Source organism: Streptomyces sp. NBC_00286, assembly GCF_036173125.1.
In the GTDB taxonomy this organism is placed as follows: domain Bacteria; phylum Actinomycetota; class Actinomycetes; order Streptomycetales; family Streptomycetaceae; genus Streptomyces.
This window is the reverse complement of sequence record NZ_CP108054.1, coordinates 9513731-9535870: the sequence shown is the minus strand read 5'-3', so window position 1 is coordinate 9535870 and position 22140 is coordinate 9513731. Positions and strand designations below refer to the sequence as shown.

Below are 22140 nucleotides of genomic sequence, written 5' to 3'. Positions count from 1 at the left end.
CCGTAAGGGGCGCGGGGAACTGCGCGACCAGCAGACCCGCAGTCGAACTGCACTCAAGCGGCCGCTCAGCCCTCCTCGCCCCACACATACCGCCGCCCAGCAACCGCTTTGAACGTAACCTCCCCCTCCGGCAGGAGCCCACTGCGGACAGTGAGCCGCCGCGTCCGCGACGCGACCAACGCGACGCGAGTCGCACGTCCATCGACCCAGTCGATATCAACCGTGGCGCCGCCACGAGCGCGCAGACCGCGGACCGAGCCGTCAGGCCAGGTAGCGGGCAGCGCAGGCAGCACCTCGATCACGTCGTACTGGCTCTGCAGCAGCATCTCGACCATCCCGGACGTGGCCCCGAAGTTGCCGTCGATCTGGAACGGCGGATGGGTGTCCCAGAGGTTCGGCAGGGTCGAGAACTTGAGCTGTTCGCCGAGCATCTTGTGGGCGTGATCGCCGTCGCGCAGCCGCGCCCAGAAGTTGATCTTCCAGGCCTTGGACCAGCCGGTGCCGCCGTCACCGCGCGCCGTGAGCGAGACCTTCGCGGCGTCGGCCCACTTGGTGCCGGGCTCGATCTGCCGCCCGGGGTGCAGGGCGTAGAGATGCGAGACATGCCGATGCTCGTCATCCGGGTCGTCCAAGTCGGCTTTCCACTCTTGGAGTTGGCCCCAGGAGCCGATACGTAGGCCGGGGTCCACCTCGGCCAGTGCCTTCTCGAGGGACCGGCGGAAGGCGGGCGAGTCGCCCAGGATGCCGGCCGCTTCGAGGGTGTTGGTCAGCAGGTCGTACACGATCTGCTGGGACATGGCGGCGCCGGCCGTGAAGTCGCCGTGCTCGGGCGAGTAGCTGGGCGTGACGACCAGCGTGCCGTCGCGCGGATCGGTGCGCAGATTGTCGAGCCAGAACTCGGCGGCCTCCTTCATCACCGGGTACGCGGTCCTGCGGAGGTAGTCCGTTGAGCCGCCGAACCGGTAGTGCTCGTACATCTGCCCCGTGAGCCACGCCGCCGCCTCGGGGAACCAGAAGGCGGTCGCCCAGTCATGCACGCCGGTGAAGCCGTACGGGTTGGTCTCGTTGTGCACGACCCAGCCGCGCGAACCGAACATCTCCTTGGCGGTACGGCGCCCCGGTGCGCGCAGGGCTTCCACGAAGCGGTCGTACGGGGCTGTCGTCTCGGCGAGGTTCGCGGCCTCGGCGAGCCAGTAGTTCATCTGGATGTTGATGTTGGTGTGGTAGTCCGCCGACCACGGGGGCGAGGTGCTGTTGTTCCAGACGCCCTGGAGGTTGGCCGGCAGTGAGCCGGGGCGCGAGGAGGCGATGAGGAGGTAGCGGCCGTACTGGAAGTAGAGGGCTTCCAGGGCTCGGTCCGCGGAGTTCGCGCCGCCGGTGTAGTTCGCGAGGAGCCGGTTCGTGGGCACATCGGCGGGGACGCTCTGGCCGATGTACAGGGTGACCCGGTTGAACAGGGCGCGGTGGTCGCGGACATGGCGGACGACGAGGGACTGGTAGCGCTCGCCGACCCTGTCGATGGTCCGGGTGACGGCGGCGTGCGGATCCTCGCCGCGGTAGTCGGGGTACGTGTCGGCGTAGTCCGTACCCGCGGCCAGCACGAACCAGGCGCTGTCGGCCCCCGTCACGGTGATCGTGCCGTCGGCGTTCGAGGTGACGGTGCCGCCTTCGCTGCGTACCCGGACCTGGGCCTCGAAGCGCAGCCCGTTGTCCTTCAGCGCGCCGCGCACCGTGAGCCGCCCGCCCGCCGCGGTGACCGTGAAGTCGCTGCGGGGCGAGGCGTAGCGCAGGGTGAAGGTGACCTTGCCGGGGCGGTCCGCGCTGAGCCGCCCCACGATCACACCGTCTGGGTAGGAGGCGAAGAACTCCCTTTGGTGGCGCACCTGTTGGTGGGTATAGACGACCGTCGCGACGGCGTTGGAGATGTCGAGTTCCCGGCGGTACGAGTCCGGGGTGGCCGTCGGCGCGTCTGGGATGTCGAGGTACAGATCGCCGAAGGTCTGATGGGCGCCGTACCCGACACGCGGCTGCCCCAGCTTGTCGGCAACGCTCTCCGGGTCGAGCCGGGTCTTCGCGTCGAGCTCGTCCTGCATGGCAGTGATCGCGCCCGGCCGTGCCTCGCGCCAGTTGCCATGGTCGTAACCCTGGGCCGATCCGGGGCCGCCGGTCCACAGGGTCTTCTCGTTGAACTGAAGCCGCTCGGAGGCGAGCGCGCCGAACACCGTGGCGCCGAGGGCGCCGTTGCCGATGGGCAGGGCCTCGCGTTCCCAGTCGGCGGCCGGAGAGGCGTACCACAGCCCCATCGGCTCCTGCCGCGATACATCGGAGGAGTCGGCGGCGGCCACTCCTTCTGTGACGAGGCTCCCGCCCAGAGCCAGACCGACCGCCCCGCCAACTGTCGTCTTCAACGTGGTTCTTCGGGATATCTCATGCGACTCACGTGAATCATGCAGCTCATGCGACATGGCTCAGGACGCTAAAGGTCCGATCACCTGCTGACAATAGTCATGACGCAGCGTGCGGAATCCCGAACAACTCCGCTAGGACAAGTCCCGCACAAGAGGGACAAGAGGGCCGTCGATCGTCGATTTCAGCCCTGCTGGAACAGCTCCGCGGGCAGCGGCTTCAGCAGCGCGTACAGATCGTCGGTGATGGGCCGGTCCCAGGCGGCGATGGTCACCAGGACGCCGTCGCTGCGGTCGAACTGCACACAGGAGATCCGCGCCTCGGATAGCTTGAGGCGGCGCACGATCAGGAGGTTGTCCCCCTGCATCACCGGCGTGTCCTCGGCCCCGACGACGGTGACCTCCTCGTCGTTCTCCAGCGCCAGCAGCAGCTGAGCCACCTCGAACGGGATCTCGTCCTCGCCGACGTCCCGAGCCGGAGAGCCCTCCGGCAGATTCCCGATGATCATCGCAGGCCCACGGCCACCAAAGAGGTCGTAACGCAGGAACACACCCTGGCAACTGCCGTCGGGCGCGGGCAGCAGGCCCGCACCGAGATTGCCCGGCCAGTCCCCCGGGTCCATGGCCAGAACATCGAAGTCGGGCCCGGCGGGCGTAGCACTGCGGCGGCGGAGGAAGGACATGTCGCCATGGTACGTGCAAGTCGGGGCGCGACGACGCTCCGCTCGGGTGGAGGGGGAGGCCTGAGGACACCGCCCCTGGCCCCCGAAACCGGTCGCTTCTCCGCTGCGGGCCGGATGTGGCCGGTCACAGCCCCGCGCCCCCCAACGAAGCACGTGCCCCCAGCGAGTGGCAGCGAGACTGGCTACAGTTGCCGTGGCCATGATCAGACAAGGTGTACTCGACTACTGGCGCGGTCGGCTCGATCGCGTACCCGACGAGGTGTGGGAGCATCCCGCACCGGAAGTCCTGCTGCTGCCGGAGAACGCACTCACCGAAGTGCCCGCCCGAATCGGCACCCTCAGCACGCTGCACACGCTGGATCTCGGGCACAACCGCCTCACCGAGGTCCCCGACGAGCTGGGTGACCTGACAGGCCTCACGCGCTTCCTCTATCTGCACGACAACCAACTCACCGCGCTGCCCGAGTCGTTGGGCCGTCTCACCCGGCTTGCCTACCTCAACGCCGGCGAGAACCGCCTCACCGCGCTGCCGGAGTCCCTGGGATCGATGACGGGCCTGGTGGAGCTGCGCGCCCAGCACAACCTGCTCATCGAACTGCCCGCCTCGCTTGGCGAGTTGGCATCGCTGCGCGAGCTGTGGCTGCGCGGCAATCAGCTCACGGCGCTCCCCGACTCCGTACGCGATCTGCGGGAACTGCGGGAACTCGAGCTGCGCGAGAACGAGTTCACAGCCGTGCCCGAAGCGCTGCGCGAGCTGCCCTTGTTGCGGCGGCTAGACCTGCGGGCCAATCGGATCAGCGAACTGCCTTCCTGGATCGCGGAGTTGCCGTCGCTGGAAAAGCTGGACCTGCGATGGAACGCCGTCGAGGTCCCGGCCGGAGTGCGGCGGGACCTCGAAGGGAGTGGATGTGTCGTGCTGTGGTGAGGTGGCGGCTCAGCTTGCCTCACCGGTCGACTCGCCGGCCGGTGGCACCACCGCCACCGGGCTCGCCGCATGCAGCAGTACCGCCTGGGTGACCGAGCCGATCATGCGGATGGGGGCCAGTAGGCGTCGGCGGTGGCGGCCCACCACCATGAGGTCGGCGTCCTGGGAGGCAGCGACCAGGTGTCCGGCGGCGTCGCCCGGTGCCACCTGCACATCGACGCGGACGTCGGGGTGCCGTTCGCGATGCGGGGCCACGAAGCCGTCGGCCAGGGTTCGGGTGCCGGTTTCGATGGCCTGCTGGTCGATGGTGGAGGTGGTGATGAAGTCGCCGGGGACGGCCCACATCTGGAGCGGCCACGCGTAGGCCGCGACCACATGCACGCGGGCCGCGCGGCGGGCGGCCTCGGCGAACGCGAAGGCGAGGCTCGCCTCGTCGGGGCCGTCGACGTGCAGGCCGACCACCACGCGCGGGCCCGGTTCGGCGGGACCGTTCGCGTGCACCTGGCGTCCGGGCCGGGGCACCACGACGACGGGGCACTCCGCGTCACGCGCGGCGGCCATGCTGTTCGAGCCGAGGATCAGACTGGCGAAGCCGCCGCGGCCACGGGAGCCGAGCACCAACAGCTGGGCGGCGGAGCCGAGTTCGGGGAGTACCGCCGCGGGGGCGCCCTCCAGTACGGCGTACTCCGTCGCCGGCCGCTCCGTCCGGCTCTCCAGGCGGGTGCGTACGCCTCGCAGGACCGGGTCCTCGTCCGGCTCCGGCGGCGCGGCGGGCAGGACCTCGGGCGTGGCCCAGGGCGCGTACTGCCGCACATGGACGACGCACAACGGCGCTCCGCGCATCCGGGCGGCGTCAAAGGCCCACTCCAGAGCGCGCAGGCTGTCGTCCGAACCGTCGACCGCCGCGATGACGGGCAGGGTGCTCATGGGATGACTCGCCTCCGGAACAACGCCGTCTGTTCTCCGGAGCCACCTTCACTCAGGCATGGCCCCAGGTCGGGAGAGAAGACCGCGTGTCCGGGAACGAGGACGAAAACATCCCTCTGCCGTGCGTCAGGTGAGGTCGAACTCCCCCTCCCGTGCCCCCGACACGAACGCGCCCCACTCCGCGGGCGTGAAGATCAGGGAAGGGCTTTCGGGGCGGCCACTGTTGCGCATTGCGATGAAGCCCTCGACAAAGGCGATCTGGACATCCCCCAGCCCACGGCTGCTGGAGCGCCAGTCGGCATTGCTGAGGTCAAGCTCCGGCTTGTCCCAGCCTGCGAGCGGATGCTGCTGGATGGTGCTCTCGGCCACGTCCGTGCTCCTCCCGGTTCGTCGTCCGCGGCCAGCCTAGCGATCGGGTCCCGCCAGGCACAGGCCACGTGAGGGCCACAGTTCAGGAGGTGGGCGGTTCGGCCCCCACCAGCCACATCGAGAAGAACTGGGAGCCGCCGCCGTAGGCGTGCCCCAGCGCCCTGCGCGCCCCGTCGACCTGGTGTTCTCCCGCTTGGCCGCGAACCTGAAGGGCCGCTTCCGCGAAGCGGATCATGCCGGACGCACCGATCGGATTCGTGGACAGGACACCGCCGGACATGTTGACGGGCAGGTCCCCGTCGAGTTCCGTCACTCCGGACTCGGTGAGTTTCCAGCCTTCGCCCTCGGCGGCGAACCCGAGATTCTCAAGCCACATGGGCTCGTACCAGGAGAACGGCACATACATCTCCACGGCGTCGATCTCCCGGCGCGGGTCGGTGATCCCCGCCTGCTGGTACACGTCGGCCGCGCAGTCCTTGCCGGCCTGCGGCGAGACGCTGTCCTTGCCCGCGAACATGGTCGGCTCGGAGCGCATCGCGCCGCCGTGCATCCAGGCGGGCGGCCGGGGCGAACGGGCCGCCCCCGCACGGTCGGTGAGCACCATCGCGCAGGCGCCGTCCGAGGACGGGCAGGTCTCGGAGTAGCGGATCGGGTCCCACAGCATGGGCGAGGCCTGGACCTTCTCCAGCGTGATGTCGTGCTCGTGCAGATGCGCGTACGGGTTCTTGAGCGCGTTGCGGCGGTCCTTGTACGCGACCAGGGAGCCGACGGAGTCGGGTGCGCCGGTGCGCCGCATATAGGCGCGTACGTGCGGGGCGAAGAAGCCGCCCGCGCCGGCCAGCAGCGGCTGCTGGAAGGGGATCGGCAGGGACAGACCCCACATGGCGTTCGACTCGGACTGTTTTTCGTAAGCCAGGGTCAGGACGGTGCCGTGGACGCGTCCGGCGATCAGGTTCGTGGCGACGAGCGCGGTTGAGCCGCCGACGGATCCCGCGGTGTGCACGCGCAGCATGGGTTTGCCGACCGCGCCGAGGGCGTCGGCAAGGTACAGCTCGGGCATCATGACGCCCTCGAAGAAGTCGGGCGCCTTGCCGATGACGACGGCGTCGATGTCCGCCCACGTCAACTCGGCGTCGTCCAGGGCGCGTTGGGCGGCCTCGCGGACGAGTCCCGCAATGGACACATCCCGGCGCGCGGCGACATGCTTGGTCTGGCCGACCCCGACGACGGCCACGGGCTCCTTGCTCATCGGGCCTCCCCTTCGAGTACGGCAACCAGGTTCTGCTGCAGACACGGTCCTGAAGTGGCGTGCGCGAGCGCGCGCTCGGACTCGCCGCGGTGGATACGGGCCGCGGCCTCACCGATGCGTATGAGCCCGGCGGCCATGATCGGGTTGGTGGCGAGCGCTCCCCCGGAGGGGTTGACCGCGACGTCCTCGCCCAGCCGCAGCGCCTTACGCAGGACCACCTCCTGGGAGGTGAAGGGCGCGTGCAACTCGGCGGTGTCGACGGGCCGTTCGAAGGCGCCCGCCTTCTCGGCGGCGAGCCGCGTGGACGGTGAGTCGGTCAGATCACGCACGCCGAGACCATGCGCCTCGATACGGTGATCGATCCCCCGGATCCAGGCGGGCCGCTCGCACAGCTCACGGGCCCGCTCTCCCGCCGCGAGGATCACGGCCGCAGCCCCGTCGCCGATGGGCGGGCAGTCGCCGGTACGGAGCGGACGTACGAGGTACTCCCCCTGCGGCACCGAACCCCTCAGCTGGGCATGGGAGTTGGCGCGCGCGTCCTCACGACTGCGGGCGGCGACGGAGGCGAGCGCGGGCTCGTCCGTCTCCCCCGCGTCGATGAGTGCCTGCGCCTGAAGGGCGGCCAGGGCCACGGAGTCCGGCCACAGGGGCGCCACGTAGTACGGGTCGAGCTGCCGGGTCAGCACATCGCGTACGGAGCCGGGTGAGGACTTGCCGTACGAGTACACGAGCGCCGTGTCGGCGTCCCCGGTGAGGAGCTTCGTCCAGGCCTCGTACAACGCCCACGCCCCGTCCATCTCGACATGCGACTCGGAGATCGGCGGCCAGGCACCGACCCCGTCGAGCGCCATGGTGAAGGAGAAGGCGCGGCCCGCGAGATAGTCCGTGGAGCCGGAGCAGGTGAAGCCGATGTCGCTGGTCTTCATGCCCGTCCGGTCGAGAACGTCATGCAGCACCGGCATGAGCATCTCCACCTCGGAGAACTCGTCACTGGTGCGCCGGTGATCGGTCTGCCCGAAGGCGACCACGGCGATCTCACGCATCACACCAGCTCCTTGTACGTGTCGTAGTCCGCGTCGGGCTCCCCGGTCGGCCGGTAGTGGTCGGGATAGCGGCCACCGTCCGTCCACACCGGCTCGACCCGCAGCCCCATGCGCACCTGGTCGTAGGGAATTCCGCCGATACGGCCGTGCAGCGCGAGGTCGGCGCCGTCGAGCGCGATGTGCCCGTAGACGTACGGGACTTCGATGTCCAGGTTCTTCGCCTTGATGTTCACGATGCAGAACGTGGTGACCGTGCCTCCCGGCCCCACCTCGACCTCCTCCACGGTGGCCACCCCGCAGGTGGGACACGCACCCCTCGGCGGGACGTACACCTTGCGGCAGGACGGGCAGCGTTCGCCGACGATCCGCCGGTCGGAGAGCGCGTTGATGTAGCCGGACTGGGCGCGGCCGGGTGAGTAGGTGTAGTCGAGGCGGGCGGGGGCGACGATGCCGGTCACCATGTCCTCGAACTGCCCGTCGTGACCGGCGGGTTCGGGTGCTTCCGCCCTGTCGTACGGCTCGAAGCAGGCGATGTCCGTGATGGCGCCGGACCGTTCCTCGGCCCACCGGATACGGACGCGCATCCCGGTACGTACGGCATCGGGGCCGGGGGCGTCCAGAGCGTGCAGGAGGGAGGCGTCGGCCCCGTCGAGCTTCACCAGAACCCAGGCGAAGGGGGTGTCCAGGGGCTGACCGCGGCGAGGGGCATGGTTCCAGGCCCAGGTGGTGACGGTGCCGGTAGGAGCCACCTCGACGAGGTTCCGGATCTCCTCGGAGGTGACGGGGTCGTACTCGACGGGCGGGACGAGGGTCCTGCCGTCGCCGGTCTTCACACCAAGGACGACCCGCTCGCGCAGACCGGTGAGGAAGGCGCTCTGGACAGGGCCGAGGGAGCGGGTGAAGGGAAACTCGACGACGAGGGGGGCTTTGAGCACTTCGGGCACGGGGTCTCCTCGGGGGACGGGGGGCAGGGCCCTTGGAGGGGGCCGCCCCGTAGGGGGCGCGGGCTGTCGGCGGCGCGGGCTGTGAAACGTGGGGTGCGACCAGCGCCCCATTAGGGGCGCGGGGAACTGCGCGACCAGCCACAACGAACCCGCAGGTGTCGGACTGCCGTACCAACGGAGTTACTCTCGCCGGTACACCGGCGGCCGCTTCTCGGCAAAGGCGCGCGAACCCTCCTTCGCATCAGCCGTATCGAAGATCGGCCACCCCCGCTTCAGCTCGGCAGCCAGCCCATCAACCTCGGTCATCTCAGCGGTCTCGTACACAGAGGCCTTCACCGCCTCAACGGCCAACGGTCCACACGCATTGATCTGCTCGGCAATGGCAAGGGCCTTCTCCAGAGCCGTTCCATCGGGCACGACATGCCCGATCAGCCCGATGTCGGCGGCCTCCCGAGCCGAGTACGCCCGCCCGGTCAGCAACATCTCCAGCGCATGAGTCCTCGGAATCTGCCGCTGCAGCCGCACCGTCGAGCCCCCGATCGGAAACAGCCCACGCTTCACCTCGAAGAGCCCAAAGGTCGCGGACTCCCCCGCGACCCGGATATCGGTGCCCTGCAGCATCTCGGTACCGCCGGCCACACAGTGGCCCTCAACCGCGGCGATCACCGGCTTCCGCGGCCGGCGATGCCGCAGCATCGCCTTCCAGTGCAGATCGGGGTCGGCCTTGAGCCGGTCCCGGTACTGCTGCCCCTCCATGCCTTTGCCGGCCAGGGCCTTGAGATCCATGCCCGCGCAGAACGTGCCGCCCGCGCCGGTGAACACGATCGAGCGGATCGCGTCGTCCTCGTCGGCCTCGACCCAGCCGTCGTAGAGGCCGACCAGCATCGGCAACGAGAGGGCGTTCTTGGCCTCGGGCCTGTTGAGTGTGAGTACCAGTGTGGCGCCTTCGCGCTGCACGGTGAGGTGTTCGGTCCCACCCATGACGGTCCTCCTGTCTCGGGACGAGAACAGGTTGCAGTAGGTGCCGGGGCAGTTCAAGGGTTTTCTGACACGCAGTCAGATTTCTTCTGCGCGGACCCTTCACAGTTGGGGCGGGCTTTGCTCTGATGACGTCGAACCGAAGGACACATGCATCTCTGAATCGTCTTGTCGATCGTTTGCCGGGGTCAGGAGGAGCGGTGGAGTACAACCTTGCCGACCTGTTCGAGTCGATCGTCGACGTGGTGCCCGACCGCGAGGCGCTCGTGTACATCGACCACCCCGGCACGGGCGCGGAGCGCCGACTCACTTACGCCGAACTGGACGCGGCGGCCAACCGCATCGCGCACCACCTGATCGACAGCGGCGTACGCCCCGGTGAGCACCTCGGGCTGCACCTCTACAACAGCGTCGAATATCTGCAGACCGTGCTCGGCTGCCTGAAGGCGCGGATCGTGCCGGTCAACGTCAACTACCGCTACGTGGAAGAAGAGTTGGTCTACCTCTACCGTGACGCGGATCTGGTGGCCCTGGTCTTCGACGCGGAGTTCACCGAGCGGGTGGCGGGGGCGCTGCCGCGCGCGGAGAAGCTGCGGCATCTGGTGCGCGTGGGGGCCCCGGCTCCGGACGCTCCGACCCTGTCCGCGGTGGACTTCGCCAAGGCCGAGGCCTCAGGGTCCGCCGAGCGGGACTTCGCGCCGCGCTCGGCCGACGACCAGTTCATCATCTACACCGGCGGCACGACCGGCATGCCCAAGGGCGTGATGTGGCGTCAGGAGGACCTGTTCTTCTCGGGTTTGGGCGGCGGCGCCCCGACCGGAGAGCCGGTCAAGAAGCCGGAAGAGCTGGCCGAGCGGGTCGCGGCCGGCGGTGACGGGATCACGTTCCTCCCCGCTGCACCGCTGATGCACGGCACGTCGACCCTCACCGCCTTCATCGGCTTCAACTTCGGCCAACGCGTGGTGATCCACCGCAAGTTCGTGCCCGAGGAAGTCCTGCGCACCATCGAGAAGGAGAAGGTCACCAGCATGTCGCTGGTCGGCGACGCGATGCTGCGGCCGCTGATCGACGCGCTCAACGGCCCCATGAAGGGGACGGACTGCTCGTCCATGTTCAGCGTCTCGTCCTCCGGCGCGATCATGTCGGACACGGTGCGCGAACAGTTCCAGGCGCTCATGCCGAACGTGATGCTGCTCAACAACTTCGGTTCCTCGGAGTCCGGCTTCAACGGCACGGCGACGGAGGACTCCGGCCCGGACAAGGGCTTCCGGGTGCGCGTCAACTCCCGTACGCAGGTGGTGGATCCAGCGACGTACGAGCCGGTCGCGGTCGGCGAACCGGGCCGCGTCGCACAGCGCGGACATGTCCCGCTCGGCTATTACAACGACCCCAAGAAAACCGCCGAGACCTTCTTCCAGAAGGACGGCGAGCGCTGGGTCCTTCTCGGCGACATGGCGACCGTCGACGAGGAGGGAGTCGTCACCGTCCTCGGCCGCGGCTCCCAGTGCATCAACACCGGAGGCGAGAAGGTCTACCCGGAGGAGGTCGAGCAGGCCCTCAAGGCCCATCCGGACGTGTACGACGCGCTGGTGGCCGGAGTCCCCGACGAGAAGTGGGGCAACCACGTGGCGGCGGTGGTGCAACTGCGCGACGGCGCGCAGCGCCTGTCCCTGGACGACATCCAGACCCACTGCCGCGCCCGTCTCGCCGGCTACAAGATCCCCCGCCAACTGGTGCTCACCGCCTCCATCCAACGCTCCCCGAGCGGCAAGGCGGACTACCGCTGGGCGCGGTCGGTGGCGGAGGAAGCGAACCACTGAGCCCCCGGTCACCCGCACCCGAGCGCGAGGGCCGCCTCGACGCGCTCACCGTGCGCGCCGAGGCTCGGGCCGGCGCCACTCCGGAGGTCCGCGACAGGGCCGCGCACGCCATCGCGGCGGCCGTGAAGGACGGCATCGGCGTCTCGGTCGCGGTCGAGATCGTCGAACCGGAGTCGCTGGAGCGGTCGGAGGGGAAGATCAAGCGGATCGTGGACCTGCGCGCGACAGGGGCCTGACCGGTCGTACGGGTCTTTGGGCTCAAGTCCCTTGAGGGCTAGCTACTTGGAGGGGTTGGGCTGTGAGCCGTACGCCGTCAGGAAGCGGTCGCGGAAGGAGTCCATCCGCCAGACGGGGGCGTCCTTTTCGGGCTTGAGGCCGTCCGTCCAGTTCCAGTCGTCGATCTTGTCCAGTACGGACTTGTCCTGGGCGACGATCGAGATCGGCACGTCCCGGCTGGCCTTGCTGCCGCTGACCTTGGCCATCGGCTGGTGGTCGCCGAGGAAGACGAGCACGGTGTCCTTGCTGCCGTACTTCGTGACGTAGTCGATCAGGCTGGTCACGGAGTACTGGATGGATTTGCCGTACTCCTCCGTCGCCTTCTCGGAGTCGTAGAAGACGTCTCCGGGCTTCTTGCCGGCCTTCTGGATGTCCTTGTAGACGGAGCCGTCGCCGACCTGGTCCCAGGGCACCGTCTCGGGCAGGGGCGCCCAGGGCTGGTGGCTGGACGTCAGGATGATCTGCGACATGAGCGGCTTGTCCTGCTTCTTGCCGTGCTCCCGCTCCTCGAAGGCCTTCAGGGCGTACTGGTCGGGCATCGTCGACCAGCTGAACTTGGGGCCCTTGTAGCCGAGGTCCCGGGAGTCGTAGACCTTGTCGAGGCCGTAGAACTTGCCCTCCGGCCAGTTCTTCTGGACGCCCGGCATGACGCCCACCGTCCGCCAGGCGCCGGTGCGCTGGAAGGCCCCCGTGAGGGTCAGGTGCTCGCCGGCGGTGACGACGCGGTAGCGGTTCTGGTTGTTGATCCACAGGCCCGACAGGAACGTGGAGTGGCCGAGCCAGCTGTTGCCGCCGTAGGTCGACGACTTGAGCCAGCCGCTCTTGGCGGCGAACCCGGCCTTGGCCAGATCCTCGTTCTTGGCGGTGAGCGTCGCGTTGACGCCGGGTGCGATGTCCTCGTCCTCGATGGCGCTGCGGCCGTAGCTCTCGATGAAGGTGAAAATGACGTCCTTGCCGCGCAGGCCGGTGAGCAGCTGGTCGCCCGGCGTGTTGCCGAACTTGTCCTTCTTGGCCTCCTTGGCGAACGCCGCCTCGTCCTTGATGGTGGCACGCACCCGCTTCACCCGGTCCTCGACCAGGGCAACCGTGCTTCTGGCGGCGAGCGGCGTGCCGGCGAGCTGGAGGCCGAGCGCCGCGCAGGTGACCCAAGCGGTTCCGATCAGCACGGTGGTACGGGTGGCCTGGTCCCGGTCGCGGGCCAGGACGTTGCTCAGCCGGAGCACCGCCAGAGTCATCACGGCGAGTATGACCAGGACGAGGACGACGACCCCGATGACGGCGGCGATCGTGCCGACGCTGCCCATCGAGTCCTCGAGATAGGCCTTCGCGTCGTCGAACAGGACCCAGTCGAGGACCACGTTGAAGCCTCGGCCGAGGAACATGTTGAAGCCGATGTCGAGGATGTTCAGCACGGTCACCACGCCGAGGCCCAGACCGGCGAGGACCGCCGCCACCAGCCGTGGTTTGCGCGGCAGGAAGATCAGGACGCCGGCGCCGAGGATCGCCTCCACGGGTATGCGGACGAAGATTCCCGGCCGGAAGGCTTCCATCGAGGTCGGCATGAGGAGCGCGAAGCATACGAGGCCGAGGGAGAGGGCCGTGATCGTCCAGCCGACGTAGCGTGCGGCGGTCGGGTTTCTGTCGCGCCAGCGGCGGGGGGTGGCGGGGTCCGCCGGGGCGTCGGACGGGGCATCGGGGGTGGCGTCGGCCGGAGCTTCCTCGGGGGCGTCGGCGTCGCCCGCGGGGGCCTTCTCGTCGGTGGCGGCTGCAGCGGGTTCGGCGCGTTCAGCGGGGGCTTTCTCTTCGGTGGCGGCCTCAATGGGTTCAGCCGGTTCGGCTGCGGCCTCAGCGGTGGTCTGCGAGGCGGCGGGCCTTTCGTCGGCCGCACTGTCCTCGCCAGAAGCCTCGGTAACGGCATCATCAGGGGTGGCCGCTGGAGGAAGAACCTCTGGCGTCACGTCCTTTTCCGGGGTTGTCCGATCCGTGTCCGGCAGCTGAGGTGAGTTCGTGGTGCTCGACAACCCGGAGGTCCTTCCGTGCGTTTCCCGCTGGTGGCGCGGCGGACCGGGCCCGGGTGGCCGGGTCCGCCGACATGTGTACGGCTCGTCGGCCTCGACCGTTCAATCACCTGGGGCGATGGTTCGGGCGGGCTCGTCCTGGAACCGGTCCCTCAGCTCCCGCTTGAGGATCTTGCCGCTCGCGTTGCGCGGCAGCTCGTCCACGAACAGGACCCGCTTCGGCGCCTTGAAGCCGACGAGCTTCTCACGGGCGTACGCGAGCAGCTCCCCCTCCGCCAGCTCTCCCCGGCGGACGACCACCGCGGTCACGGCCTCGATCCAGCGCTCGTCCGGCAGCCCGATCACCGCGACCTCGGCCACCGCGTCATGCGTGTAGAGCACGTCCTCGACCTGGCGCGAAGCGACCAGTACACCACCGGAGTTGATCACGTCCTTCACCCGGTCGACCACGGTGAAGTAGCCGTGGGCGTCGCGCACGGCGAGATCCCCGGAGTGGAACCAGCCGTCACGGAAGGCCCCGGCCGTCTCCTCGGGCTTGTCCCAGTAGCCCTCGCACAGCTGCGGTGAGCGATAGACGATCTCGCCCCGCTCCCCATCGGGCACGTCCTTGCCGGACTCGTCCACGAGCCGCGCCTCGACGAACAGCACCGGGCGCCCACAGGAATCCATCCGTCCCTTGTGCTCGTGCGGCCCGAGCACCATGGCCAGCGGGCCGATCTCGCTCTGCCCGAAGCAGTTGAAGAAGGCCAGCTTCGGCAGCCGCTCCTTCAGGCGTTCCAGTACGGGCACGGGCATGATCGACGCCCCGTAGTAGGCCTTGCGCAGCCCGCTCAGGTCGCGGGTGGCGAAGTCGGGGCGGTTCGACAGCCCGATCCACACAGTGGGCGGGGCGAACAGGCTGTCCGCGCGACCGCTCTCGATCAGATCGAAGATCTGCTCGGCGTCGGGCGCGTCGAGGATGGTGTTCACGGCGCCGACCGCGAGATACGGCAGCAGGAACACATGCATCTGTGCCGAGTGGTAGAGCGGCAGCGAGTGCACGGGCAGGTCGCCGGCGCTCAGGTCGAGAGCGGCGATCGCGCTCAGGTACTCGTGCACCAGCGCGCGATGCGTCATCATCGCGCCCTTCGGCGCGGCAGTGGTGCCCGAGGTGTAGAGCAACTGCACCAGGTCCTCGGTACGCGGCTCCTCACCGTCGTACGGCGGCGTCGAGGCCAGCCGCGCAAGCAGCGAGTCGTCGGCGTCGCGCAACGGCAACACCCGTACGCCGTCCGGGAGTTGAGCGGCGAGGTCCGGGTCGGCCATCACCAGCGTGCTGCCGGACTGGCCGACGATGTACGCGAGGTCGTCACCGGTCAGGTTCTGGTTGACCGGTACGTGCACCAAACCGGCCCGCGCGCAGGCCAGGAAGCCGATCAGATACGCGTCCGAGTTGTGACCGTAGGCGCCGACCCGGTCGCCGGGTGCGAGCCCCGTGTCGCGCAGCACCTGGGCGGCACGGGAGACGGCATCGTCCAACTCCTCGTAGGTCCAGGTCCGTTCGCCGTAGTGGACCGCGACACGGGCCGGGGTACGGCCGGCACTGCGCCGCAGCACCCCGTCGACCGTCACGTTGGGTCCCACCGCCTCCGCCATGACCTGCTCCTTCGTCCCGCTTGCCTTGGCGTGATCCTCGTGGCGCCGCGTGAGCGGGGTCAAGCGCACCGCGCACATGGGTCGAAGCCGGCACACATGGCCTGAAGTGGATCAACCTCCTCGCCATTCGAACGTACGCACAGGCATCGGGACTTACCCGTTGTTACGCTCAACTTCCCCTTCCCCCAAGGACGTTGGGAGGCTCGACTTGCGCACCCGCCTGAGACAGCTCGTCGTCACAGCCGCGGCCCTGTTCACCGCCGCCGGATCCTTGCCGGCCGCCGCAGCCGACGATCAGGGCCGCCAGGAACACCCTTCGAACGGCGGTCACTCCGCCGTCATCCGCTACACCGAGTACGGTATCCCGCACATCCTCGCGAAGAACTATGCCGACCTCGGCTTCGGCGAAGGCTGGGCGCAGGCCGCCGACGAGGCGTGCACGCTCGCCGACGGCTTCGTGACCCTGCGCGGGGAGCGTTCGCGGTACTTCGGCGCCGACGCGGCCGCCGACGGCGAGCTCTCGGCGGCCCGGACCAACCTCACCAGCGACCTGTACTTCCGCGGGGTCCGCGAGACCCGCACGGTGGAGAAGCTGCTCGCCGAGCCCGCTCCCCGGGGTCCGAGCCGCAAGGTCCGGGACATGATGCGCGGTTGGGCGGCCGGCTACAACGCCTGGCTGAAGCAGAACAAGATCACCGATCCCGCCTGCAAGGACGCCTCCTGGATCCGGCCGGTCACCGAGCTCGACGTGGCCACCCGCGGCTACGCCATCGCCGCGATCTCCGGCGAGGGGCGCTTCGTGGACACGATCACGACCGCGCAGCCGCCGACCGGATCCGCCACCGCGTCCGCTGTCCCCTCCGGCGCCCCGTCCACCCGGTCCGCCCGCACCCCGGACGCGAAGGCCGTGGCAGGGGCGGCGCGCGAGCTGTGGGGCGACCCCGGTATGGGCTCCAACGCGGTCGCCTTCCGCGGCGACACAACGGCGAACGGGCGCGGTCTGCTGCTGGGCAACCCGCACTACCCGTGGCAGGGCGGGCGCCGGTTCTGGCAGTCGCAGCAGACGATCCCCGGCGAGCTGAACGTCTCCGGTGCCTCCCTGCTCGGCACTCCGGCGATCTCCATCGGGTTCAACGCGCACGTGGCGTGGAGCCACACCGTCTCGACCGGCATTCCGGCCAACTTCCACCAGCTGACGCTGGATCCGGCTGATCCGACAACGTACCTCGTGGACGGCGAACCGGAGCGCATGACGAAGCGGACCGTGACGGTCGCGGTGAAGGACGGCGCACCGGTGACCCGCACCCAGTGGTGGACCCGCTACGGCCCTGTCGTCACCTCCCTCAACGCCCAGGTCCCGCTGCCGTGGACCACCACGACGGCGTACGCCCTGCACGACCCCAACGCCGTGAACCTCCGCTTCGCCGACACCTCGCTCGGCTTCAGCAAGGCGCAGAGCACGGACGACGTCCTCGCGTCACTGGCCCGGCACCAGGGCATCCCCTGGGTGAACACGATCGCCGCCGACCGCGCGGGACACTCCCTCTACACCCAGTCGCAGGTACTCCCCCGAATAACCGACGAGTTGGCGGAGCGCTGCTCGACGGCGCTCGGCAGGACCGCGTACCCGGCGTCCGGCATCGCGATCCTCGACGGCTCGCGCGGCGACTGCGCCCTGGGCAGCGACCCCGATGCCGTACGGCCGGGGATCTTCGGCCCGGCACGGATGCCGACGCTCAAGGACGCGCCGTACGTGGAGAACTCGAACGGCACTCCGTGGATGACCAACGCCGACCAGCCGATCACCGGCTACGAGCGGATCTTCGGCACCGTCGGCACCGAGCTCGGTCTGCGCACCCGCGGCGCGATCGAGGACGTGGCGGCGATGGCCGAGAAGGGCGGTCTGACCGTACGGGACCTGCAACGGCAGCAGTTCGCCAACCGGGTGCCCGCGGGTGATCTCGCCGTCGAAGACGCGGCGCGGGCGTGCACCGCTCTGCCCGGCGGTACGGCGACGGGCAGTGACGGCAAGGCCGTTGACGTGTCGGAGGCGTGCGGGGTGCTGAAGGCGTGGGACCGCACCATGGACACCGACAGCCGGGGAGCGCTGCTCTTCGACCGGTTCTGGCGGAAGCTGGCTCAGGCGGTGCCCGCGGCACAGCTGTGGAAGGTGCCGTTCTCGGCGGCGGACCCAGTCCATACCCCGAACACGCTCAACACCGACGCACCCGGCTTCGCCACGGCCCTCGCCGACGCGGTGACGGAACTGCGGACCGCGGGGATCGCGCTCGACGCGAAGCTCGGCGCCCACCAGTTCGTGGTCCGAGGCGGCGAGCGGATCCCGGTGCCGGGCGGTGCGGGGCGGCTCGGCGTGTGGAACGTGCTCGAGCCGACGTGGAACGCGACGGACGGCGGCTATACGGAGGTGCCGTTCGGCTCCAGCCACCTCCAGGCGGTCGGCTGGGACGGCAGCCGATGCCCGGTGGCGCGCACCCTTCTCACGTACTCCCAGTCGTCGAACCCGAACTCGCCGCACTACAGCGACCAGACGCGGCTGTTCTCCGGTGAGAAGTGGGTGACGTCGCGCTTCTGCGAGAAGGACATCCTGTCCTCGCCGAGGCTCAAGGTGGTCCGGGTGAGCGAACGCCGCTGAGTTGCATGAGTGAAGTGCCGGAGTGTGGTGCCGCCCCCCGTGTGGCGGCACCGCACTCATCCCCCGCGGCCGGGCCGGGCCCCGTACATCAGTCGGCGCAGCACCGCTTCGGCGGGCCCTCGGCGTCCGGCGCGCTCCAGGGCGTAGGAACCGGCCACCGTGACCAGCCAGACACCGACCGCGAAGAGCACCATGGTCGCGCTGCTCAGATGCTCACCCAGGCCGAGCCCCCAGGCGGCCAGCAGTGGGGCGAAGATCAGCGAGTGCGTGAGATAGCAGGAGAGGGACCGCTTGCCGACCGCGGAAACCGCCGCCACGGCTGTGGTGCCACATCGGGCCTGCCGACCGGTCCACCAGTGTGCGAAGAGCGCGACGGCGGCGACATAGCCGAGTCCGGCGGCGTTGCCGGTGGCGTCCCTGAGCAGCATGAGCGCGCCCGACTCGCTCTGCGCGTCGGGCGGTACATCCAGGGCGCCGACGTGGGCGAGCGCGGCGGGCAGTGCGCCGAGCCAGCCGACCGCGATGCCGATGACCGCCGTCCGGCGCAGCAGGGTCAGATGACGCCCGGGCTCCTCCAGGATGCGGCGGCGCGCCGCCCAGAAGCCGAGCAGGAAGATGAAGTACCCACCGGCGATCACGGCGTACAGGGCGGCCCCCAAGGTGATGTACAGCCCGGTCTCCAGGCGGACGCCCGCCGCGCCGAACCAGCTCTCCTGGTCCGCACCGAACGCCTTGAAGCCGGGTTCCGCTCCGGCGTCGCCGAGCGTGGCCAGCTCTCCCTGGAGCATGGCCGAGACGAAGGGCAGGGCCGCGAAGGACACGAGCAGTGCGACGCCGATCCATATCCACCACTTCAGTGCGCGTTCGCCGCGCCGGAGGAAGGCCAGGCCCAGAAGGAGACTCAGCACGCCGTAGTAGCCGAGGATGTCGCCCGACATCAGCAGGGTGGAGTGCGCCAGACCGATGACGATCAGCCACAGGCTGCGCCTGCGCAGGATCCTCGCGGCGTCGCGCTCGGAGGCGCCGGCGCCGGTCTGCCGGAGGAAGAGCTGCATCATCCCGTAGCCGAACAGGAACGCGAAGAGCGGGTAGACCCGCAGGTCCAGCATGGTGATCATGGTGAACTGCACCGCGTGGTCGAGCCACGAGCCGTCCACGGGCTGCCATCCGGAGGGTCCGCGCCGGGCCGCCCAGAGGTGGAAGGCGGTGTTGGAGAGGACGATGAGCAGCAGCATGATCCCGCGTGCGAGGTCGGGGGCGAGCGCCCGCTCCTCGGACCGCACGGCCCCGCGGCGCAGCGGCTTTTCCTTGGTCTCGATCGTCATGGCCCCACGCTAGGAAGGGCGTGACGCAACCCGACATCCGCCGGAGGTCGGGCGAGGGCCGACGAAAGGATGACGTCGGCCCCGCAACCCGCGACCAAAGGTCAGACCGTCCTGGCCCGGCCCTCCCAGTACGGCTCCCGCAGCCGTCGCTTGTACAGCTTCCCGTTGGGATCGCGCGGCATCGTCTCGATGAAGTCGACGCTCTTGGGCCGTTTGTAGCCGGCCAGTCGGCGTTCACAGTGGCCGAGGATCTCGGCGGCCAGCGCCTCGCCCGGTGTGAAGCCGGGGGCGGGTTCGACGACGGCCTTGACCTGCTCACCCCAGTCGTCGTGCGGGATGCCGAACGCGGCGGCGTCGGCGACGGCGGGGTGGGTGAGCAGCGCGGACTCGATCTCGGCGGGGTAGATGTTGACGCCGCCCGAGATGATCAGGTCGATCTTGCGGTCGCGGAGGAAGAGATAGCCGTCCTCGTCGAGACAGCCGAGGTCGCCGACGGTGAAGAAGTCGCCGATGCGGTTCTTCTTCGTCTTGGTCTCGTCCTTGTGGTACGAGAAGCCGCCGGTGCTCATCTTCATGTAGACGGTGCCGAGTTCACCGGGCGGCAGCTTGTTCCCGTCGTCGTCGAAGACGGCGAGTTCGCTGATGGGCCAGGCCTTGCCGACCGTGCCGGGCTTCTTCAGCCAGTCCTCGGCGGTCGCGAAGGCTCCACCGCCCTCGCTGGCCGCGTAGTACTCCTCGACGCAGTTGCCCCACCAGTCGATCATGGCCCGTTTCACATGGTCGGGGCAGGGGGCGGCGCCATGGATGGCATGCCGCATGGAGGAGACGTCATAGCGGGCCCGCACCTCGTCGGGCAGCGCCAGTAGGCGATGGAACTGGGTCGGGACCATGTGCGTATGCGTGCATCGATGGGCGTCGATGAGGCGAAGCATCTCCTCGGGCGTCCACTTGTCCATCAGGACGAGGCGGTGGCCGATGTGCAGGGACGCGCCCGCGAACTGGAGCACGGCCGTGTGGTAGAGCGGCGAGCAGACGAGGTGCACGTTGTCGTCGAACGGTTTGATCCCGAAGATGCCGAGGAAGCCACCGAGATACGCCTCCTCAGGGAGCTTGCCGGTCAGTGGGCGCCGGATGCCGCGCGGGCGGCCAGTGGTGCCCGAGGTGTAGTTCATGACCCAGCCGAGGGTCCGGTCGCTGGGCGCCGACTCGGGCTGTCCGTCGAGGAGTTGGGCGTACGGCCGGAAACCCTCGACCGCGCCGACCGCGTACCGCCGCTCCTGGGGCAGCTTCGCCTCGTCGGCCGCGTTCCGTGCGGCGTCCGCGAACCGCTCGTGCGCGATGAGCACCTTGGCCCCCGAGTCGGAGACGATCCAGGCGATCTCGGGGCCGACGAGGTGGTGGTTGACGGGGACGAGATAGAAGCCCGCCTGCGCGGCGGCGAGGTACGCGGTGAAGAACTCGACACTGTTGGGCAGCACGACCGCGAAGGCGTCGCCGCGTTCGAGCCCGGCGGCCCGCAGTCCGTGGACGAGGCGGTTGGTCTCGGCGTGCAGCCGTCCGGCGGTCCACTTCTCCCCGTCGGGGGCGATCAGGACCGTACGCTCGGGGTCTGCGGCTGCCTGGGCCCAGAAGCCGTTGGCGGAAGCCTGGGGGGCCTGGGTCACTCCTCGCTCCTTCCAGCGATCCGGTTGATTCGGTCGACGGCCCGCTCGAAGCCGCGGGTGAGGTCGTCGAAGACGGCCTGGACACTGCGCTCGCTGTTCATCCGGCCGACGATCTGCCCGACGGGTGTGCCGAGCAGCGGCTGCACCTCGTACTTCTGGATCCGGGAGATGGCTTCGGCGACCAACAGGCCCTGGAGCGGCATGGGGAGCGTGCCGGGTCCGTTCGGGTCGTCCCAGGCGTCGGTCCATTCGGTACGCAACTGCCGTGCGGGTTTCCCGGTCAGCGCACGCGAGCGGACCGTGTCGCCGGACCCGGCGGCGAGCAGTTTCCGGGTCACGGCAGGCGAGTGCATGTCGGCCTCGGTGGTGGTCAGCCACAGGGAGCCGAGCCACACCCCCTGAGCGCCGAGTGCGAGCGCGGCGGCGACCTGCTGTCCGCTGCCTATGCCACCGGCCGCCAGTACGGGCAACGGATCGACGGCGTCCACGACTTCGGGCGTGAGCACCATGGAGGCGATCTCACCGGTGTGCCCGCCCGCCTCGTAACCCTGGGCGACGACGATGTCGATGCCCGCCTCCGCGTGCTTAAGGGCATGCCGGGCACTGCCCGCGAGCGCGGCGACCAGCACCCCCTGATCGTGAGCCCGCGAGATGACATCGGCGGGCGGTGAACCGAGCGCGTTCGCCAGCAACTTGATCGGATACTCGAAGGCGACGTCGAGCTGGTTGCGGGCCACCTGCTCCATCCAGCCGGTGATACGCCATCCGGAGGCCTCGCCCTCGGGGAGTTCCGGCACGCCGTACTTGGCCAGGGTGTCCTTGACGTACTGCCGGTGCGCCTCGGGGATCATCGCCTCGACATCGGCCTCGGTCACGCCCTCGACCTTCTTGGCGGGCATGACGACATCCAGGCCGTACGGCATGCCGTCGACGTGTTTCTCGACCCAGTCGAGGTCGCGTTTGAGATCGTCGGGGGCGGTATAGCGGACCGCGCCGAGCACGCCGAAACCGCCGGCCCGGCTGATGGCCGCGGCGACGGCGGGGAACGGCGTGAAGCCGAAAATGGCGTGCTCGACTCCCAGTTTCTTGCTCAGCTCCGTCTGCATGGCCGCAGGATGCCGCAGTCCTCCGGACGAGGGAAGACCTTTTCTGATGCAGCGTCAGATTTCTGCTGAGGCGGACTTCGGGAGGTGCGGCGTCAGTTCTCTTACGAACGGGGCAAGATA

At 69.3% G+C, this 22140-nt stretch carries 16 protein-coding genes and 1 pseudogene; 4 read left to right on the top strand and 13 right to left on the bottom strand.

The window, feature by feature from the left end; translation table 11 throughout:
* Positions 1–65: 65 nt before the first annotated feature.
* Both OHT21_RS43040 and OHT21_RS43035 read right to left on the bottom strand, forming a co-directional pair.
* Positions 66–2303, bottom strand: coding sequence for a glycosyl hydrolase family 95 catalytic domain-containing protein (locus OHT21_RS43040; protein WP_328774442.1), 2238 nt, complete (start codon positions 2301–2303; stop codon positions 66–68).
* Positions 2304–2590: 287 nt separating this feature from the next.
* The gene (locus tag OHT21_RS43035; RefSeq protein WP_328773673.1) at positions 2591–3088 is read right to left on the bottom strand and encodes a hypothetical protein; all 498 of its coding nucleotides are present in this window, start codon (positions 3086–3088) and stop codon (positions 2591–2593) included.
* Positions 3089–3287: 199 nt separating this feature from the next.
* Between OHT21_RS43035 and OHT21_RS43030 the strand changes: the two genes are divergently transcribed.
* Entirely contained in the window at positions 3288–4013 is a 726-nt protein-coding gene (locus OHT21_RS43030) for a leucine-rich repeat domain-containing protein (RefSeq protein WP_328773672.1), read from the top strand.
* Between the two features lie 9 nt (positions 4014–4022).
* On the opposite strand, the gene OHT21_RS43025 is transcribed toward OHT21_RS43030, so the two are convergent.
* The 6 genes from OHT21_RS43025 to OHT21_RS43000 all read right to left on the bottom strand — a co-directional run bounded on the left by OHT21_RS43025 (position 4023) and on the right by OHT21_RS43000 (position 9526).
* Positions 4023–4940: a universal stress protein gene (locus tag OHT21_RS43025; RefSeq protein WP_328773671.1), complete on the bottom strand. Its 918-nt coding sequence runs from the start codon at positions 4938–4940 to the stop codon at positions 4023–4025.
* Positions 4941–5066: 126 nt separating this feature from the next.
* The gene (locus tag OHT21_RS43020) at positions 5067–5309 is read right to left on the bottom strand and encodes a DUF397 domain-containing protein (RefSeq protein ID WP_328773670.1); all 243 of its coding nucleotides are present in this window, start codon (positions 5307–5309) and stop codon (positions 5067–5069) included.
* Between the two features lie 82 nt (positions 5310–5391).
* On the bottom strand, positions 5392–6558 hold the full coding sequence (locus OHT21_RS43015; protein WP_328773669.1) for a thiolase domain-containing protein: 1167 nt from the start codon (positions 6556–6558) through the stop codon (positions 5392–5394).
* Positions 6555–7601, bottom strand: a complete 1047-nt coding sequence (locus OHT21_RS43010; RefSeq protein WP_328773668.1) for a thiolase domain-containing protein — start codon at positions 7599–7601, stop codon at positions 6555–6557. The genes OHT21_RS43015 and OHT21_RS43010 overlap by 4 nt, the downstream gene beginning before the upstream one ends.
* Complete coding sequence (locus OHT21_RS43005) at positions 7601–8545, bottom strand: Zn-ribbon domain-containing OB-fold protein (RefSeq protein WP_328773667.1); 945 nt, start codon at positions 8543–8545, stop codon at positions 7601–7603. Before OHT21_RS43005 ends, OHT21_RS43010 begins: the two co-directional genes overlap by 1 nt.
* 180 nt (positions 8546–8725) lie before the next feature.
* A complete protein-coding gene (locus OHT21_RS43000) occupies positions 8726–9526 on the bottom strand; it encodes a crotonase/enoyl-CoA hydratase family protein (protein ID WP_328773666.1) in 801 nt (266 codons plus the stop codon).
* Positions 9527–9723: 197 nt separating this feature from the next.
* Between OHT21_RS43000 and OHT21_RS42995 the strand changes: the two genes are divergently transcribed.
* Positions 9724–11343: an acyl-CoA synthetase gene (locus OHT21_RS42995; protein ID WP_328773665.1), complete on the top strand. Its 1620-nt coding sequence runs from the start codon at positions 9724–9726 to the stop codon at positions 11341–11343.
* 23 nt (positions 11344–11366) lie between these two features.
* Positions 11367–11579: pseudogene (locus tag OHT21_RS42990) on the top strand (phenylacetate--CoA ligase); the annotation flags it as partial.
* 42 nt (positions 11580–11621) lie between these two features.
* Here OHT21_RS42990 and OHT21_RS42985 read toward each other — a convergent pair.
* Both OHT21_RS42985 and OHT21_RS42980 read right to left on the bottom strand, forming a co-directional pair.
* A complete protein-coding gene (locus OHT21_RS42985) occupies positions 11622–13577 on the bottom strand; it encodes a sulfatase-like hydrolase/transferase (RefSeq protein WP_328773664.1) in 1956 nt (651 codons plus the stop codon).
* 162 nt (positions 13578–13739) lie between these two features.
* Entirely contained in the window at positions 13740–15272 is a 1533-nt protein-coding gene (locus OHT21_RS42980; RefSeq protein ID WP_328773663.1) for an acyl-CoA synthetase, read from the bottom strand.
* A gap of 208 nt (positions 15273–15480) precedes the next feature.
* Between OHT21_RS42980 and OHT21_RS42975 the strand changes: the two genes are divergently transcribed.
* Entirely contained in the window at positions 15481–17925 is a 2445-nt protein-coding gene (locus tag OHT21_RS42975; RefSeq protein WP_328773662.1) for a penicillin acylase family protein, read from the top strand.
* Between the two features lie 56 nt (positions 17926–17981).
* Here the strand turns inward: OHT21_RS42975 and OHT21_RS42970 are convergent, their stop codons facing one another.
* The 3 genes from OHT21_RS42970 to OHT21_RS42960 form a co-directional block, all read right to left on the bottom strand.
* Positions 17982–19250, bottom strand: coding sequence for a DUF418 domain-containing protein (locus tag OHT21_RS42970; protein ID WP_328773661.1), 1269 nt, complete (start codon positions 19248–19250; stop codon positions 17982–17984).
* Positions 19251–19351: 101 nt separating this feature from the next.
* The gene (locus OHT21_RS42965; RefSeq protein WP_328773660.1) at positions 19352–20914 is read right to left on the bottom strand and encodes an acyl-CoA synthetase; all 1563 of its coding nucleotides are present in this window, start codon (positions 20912–20914) and stop codon (positions 19352–19354) included.
* Positions 20911–22020, bottom strand: a complete 1110-nt coding sequence (locus OHT21_RS42960) for an NAD(P)H-dependent flavin oxidoreductase (protein WP_328773659.1) — start codon at positions 22018–22020, stop codon at positions 20911–20913. The genes OHT21_RS42965 and OHT21_RS42960 overlap by 4 nt, the downstream gene beginning before the upstream one ends.
* Positions 22021–22140: the final 120 nt, after the last annotated feature.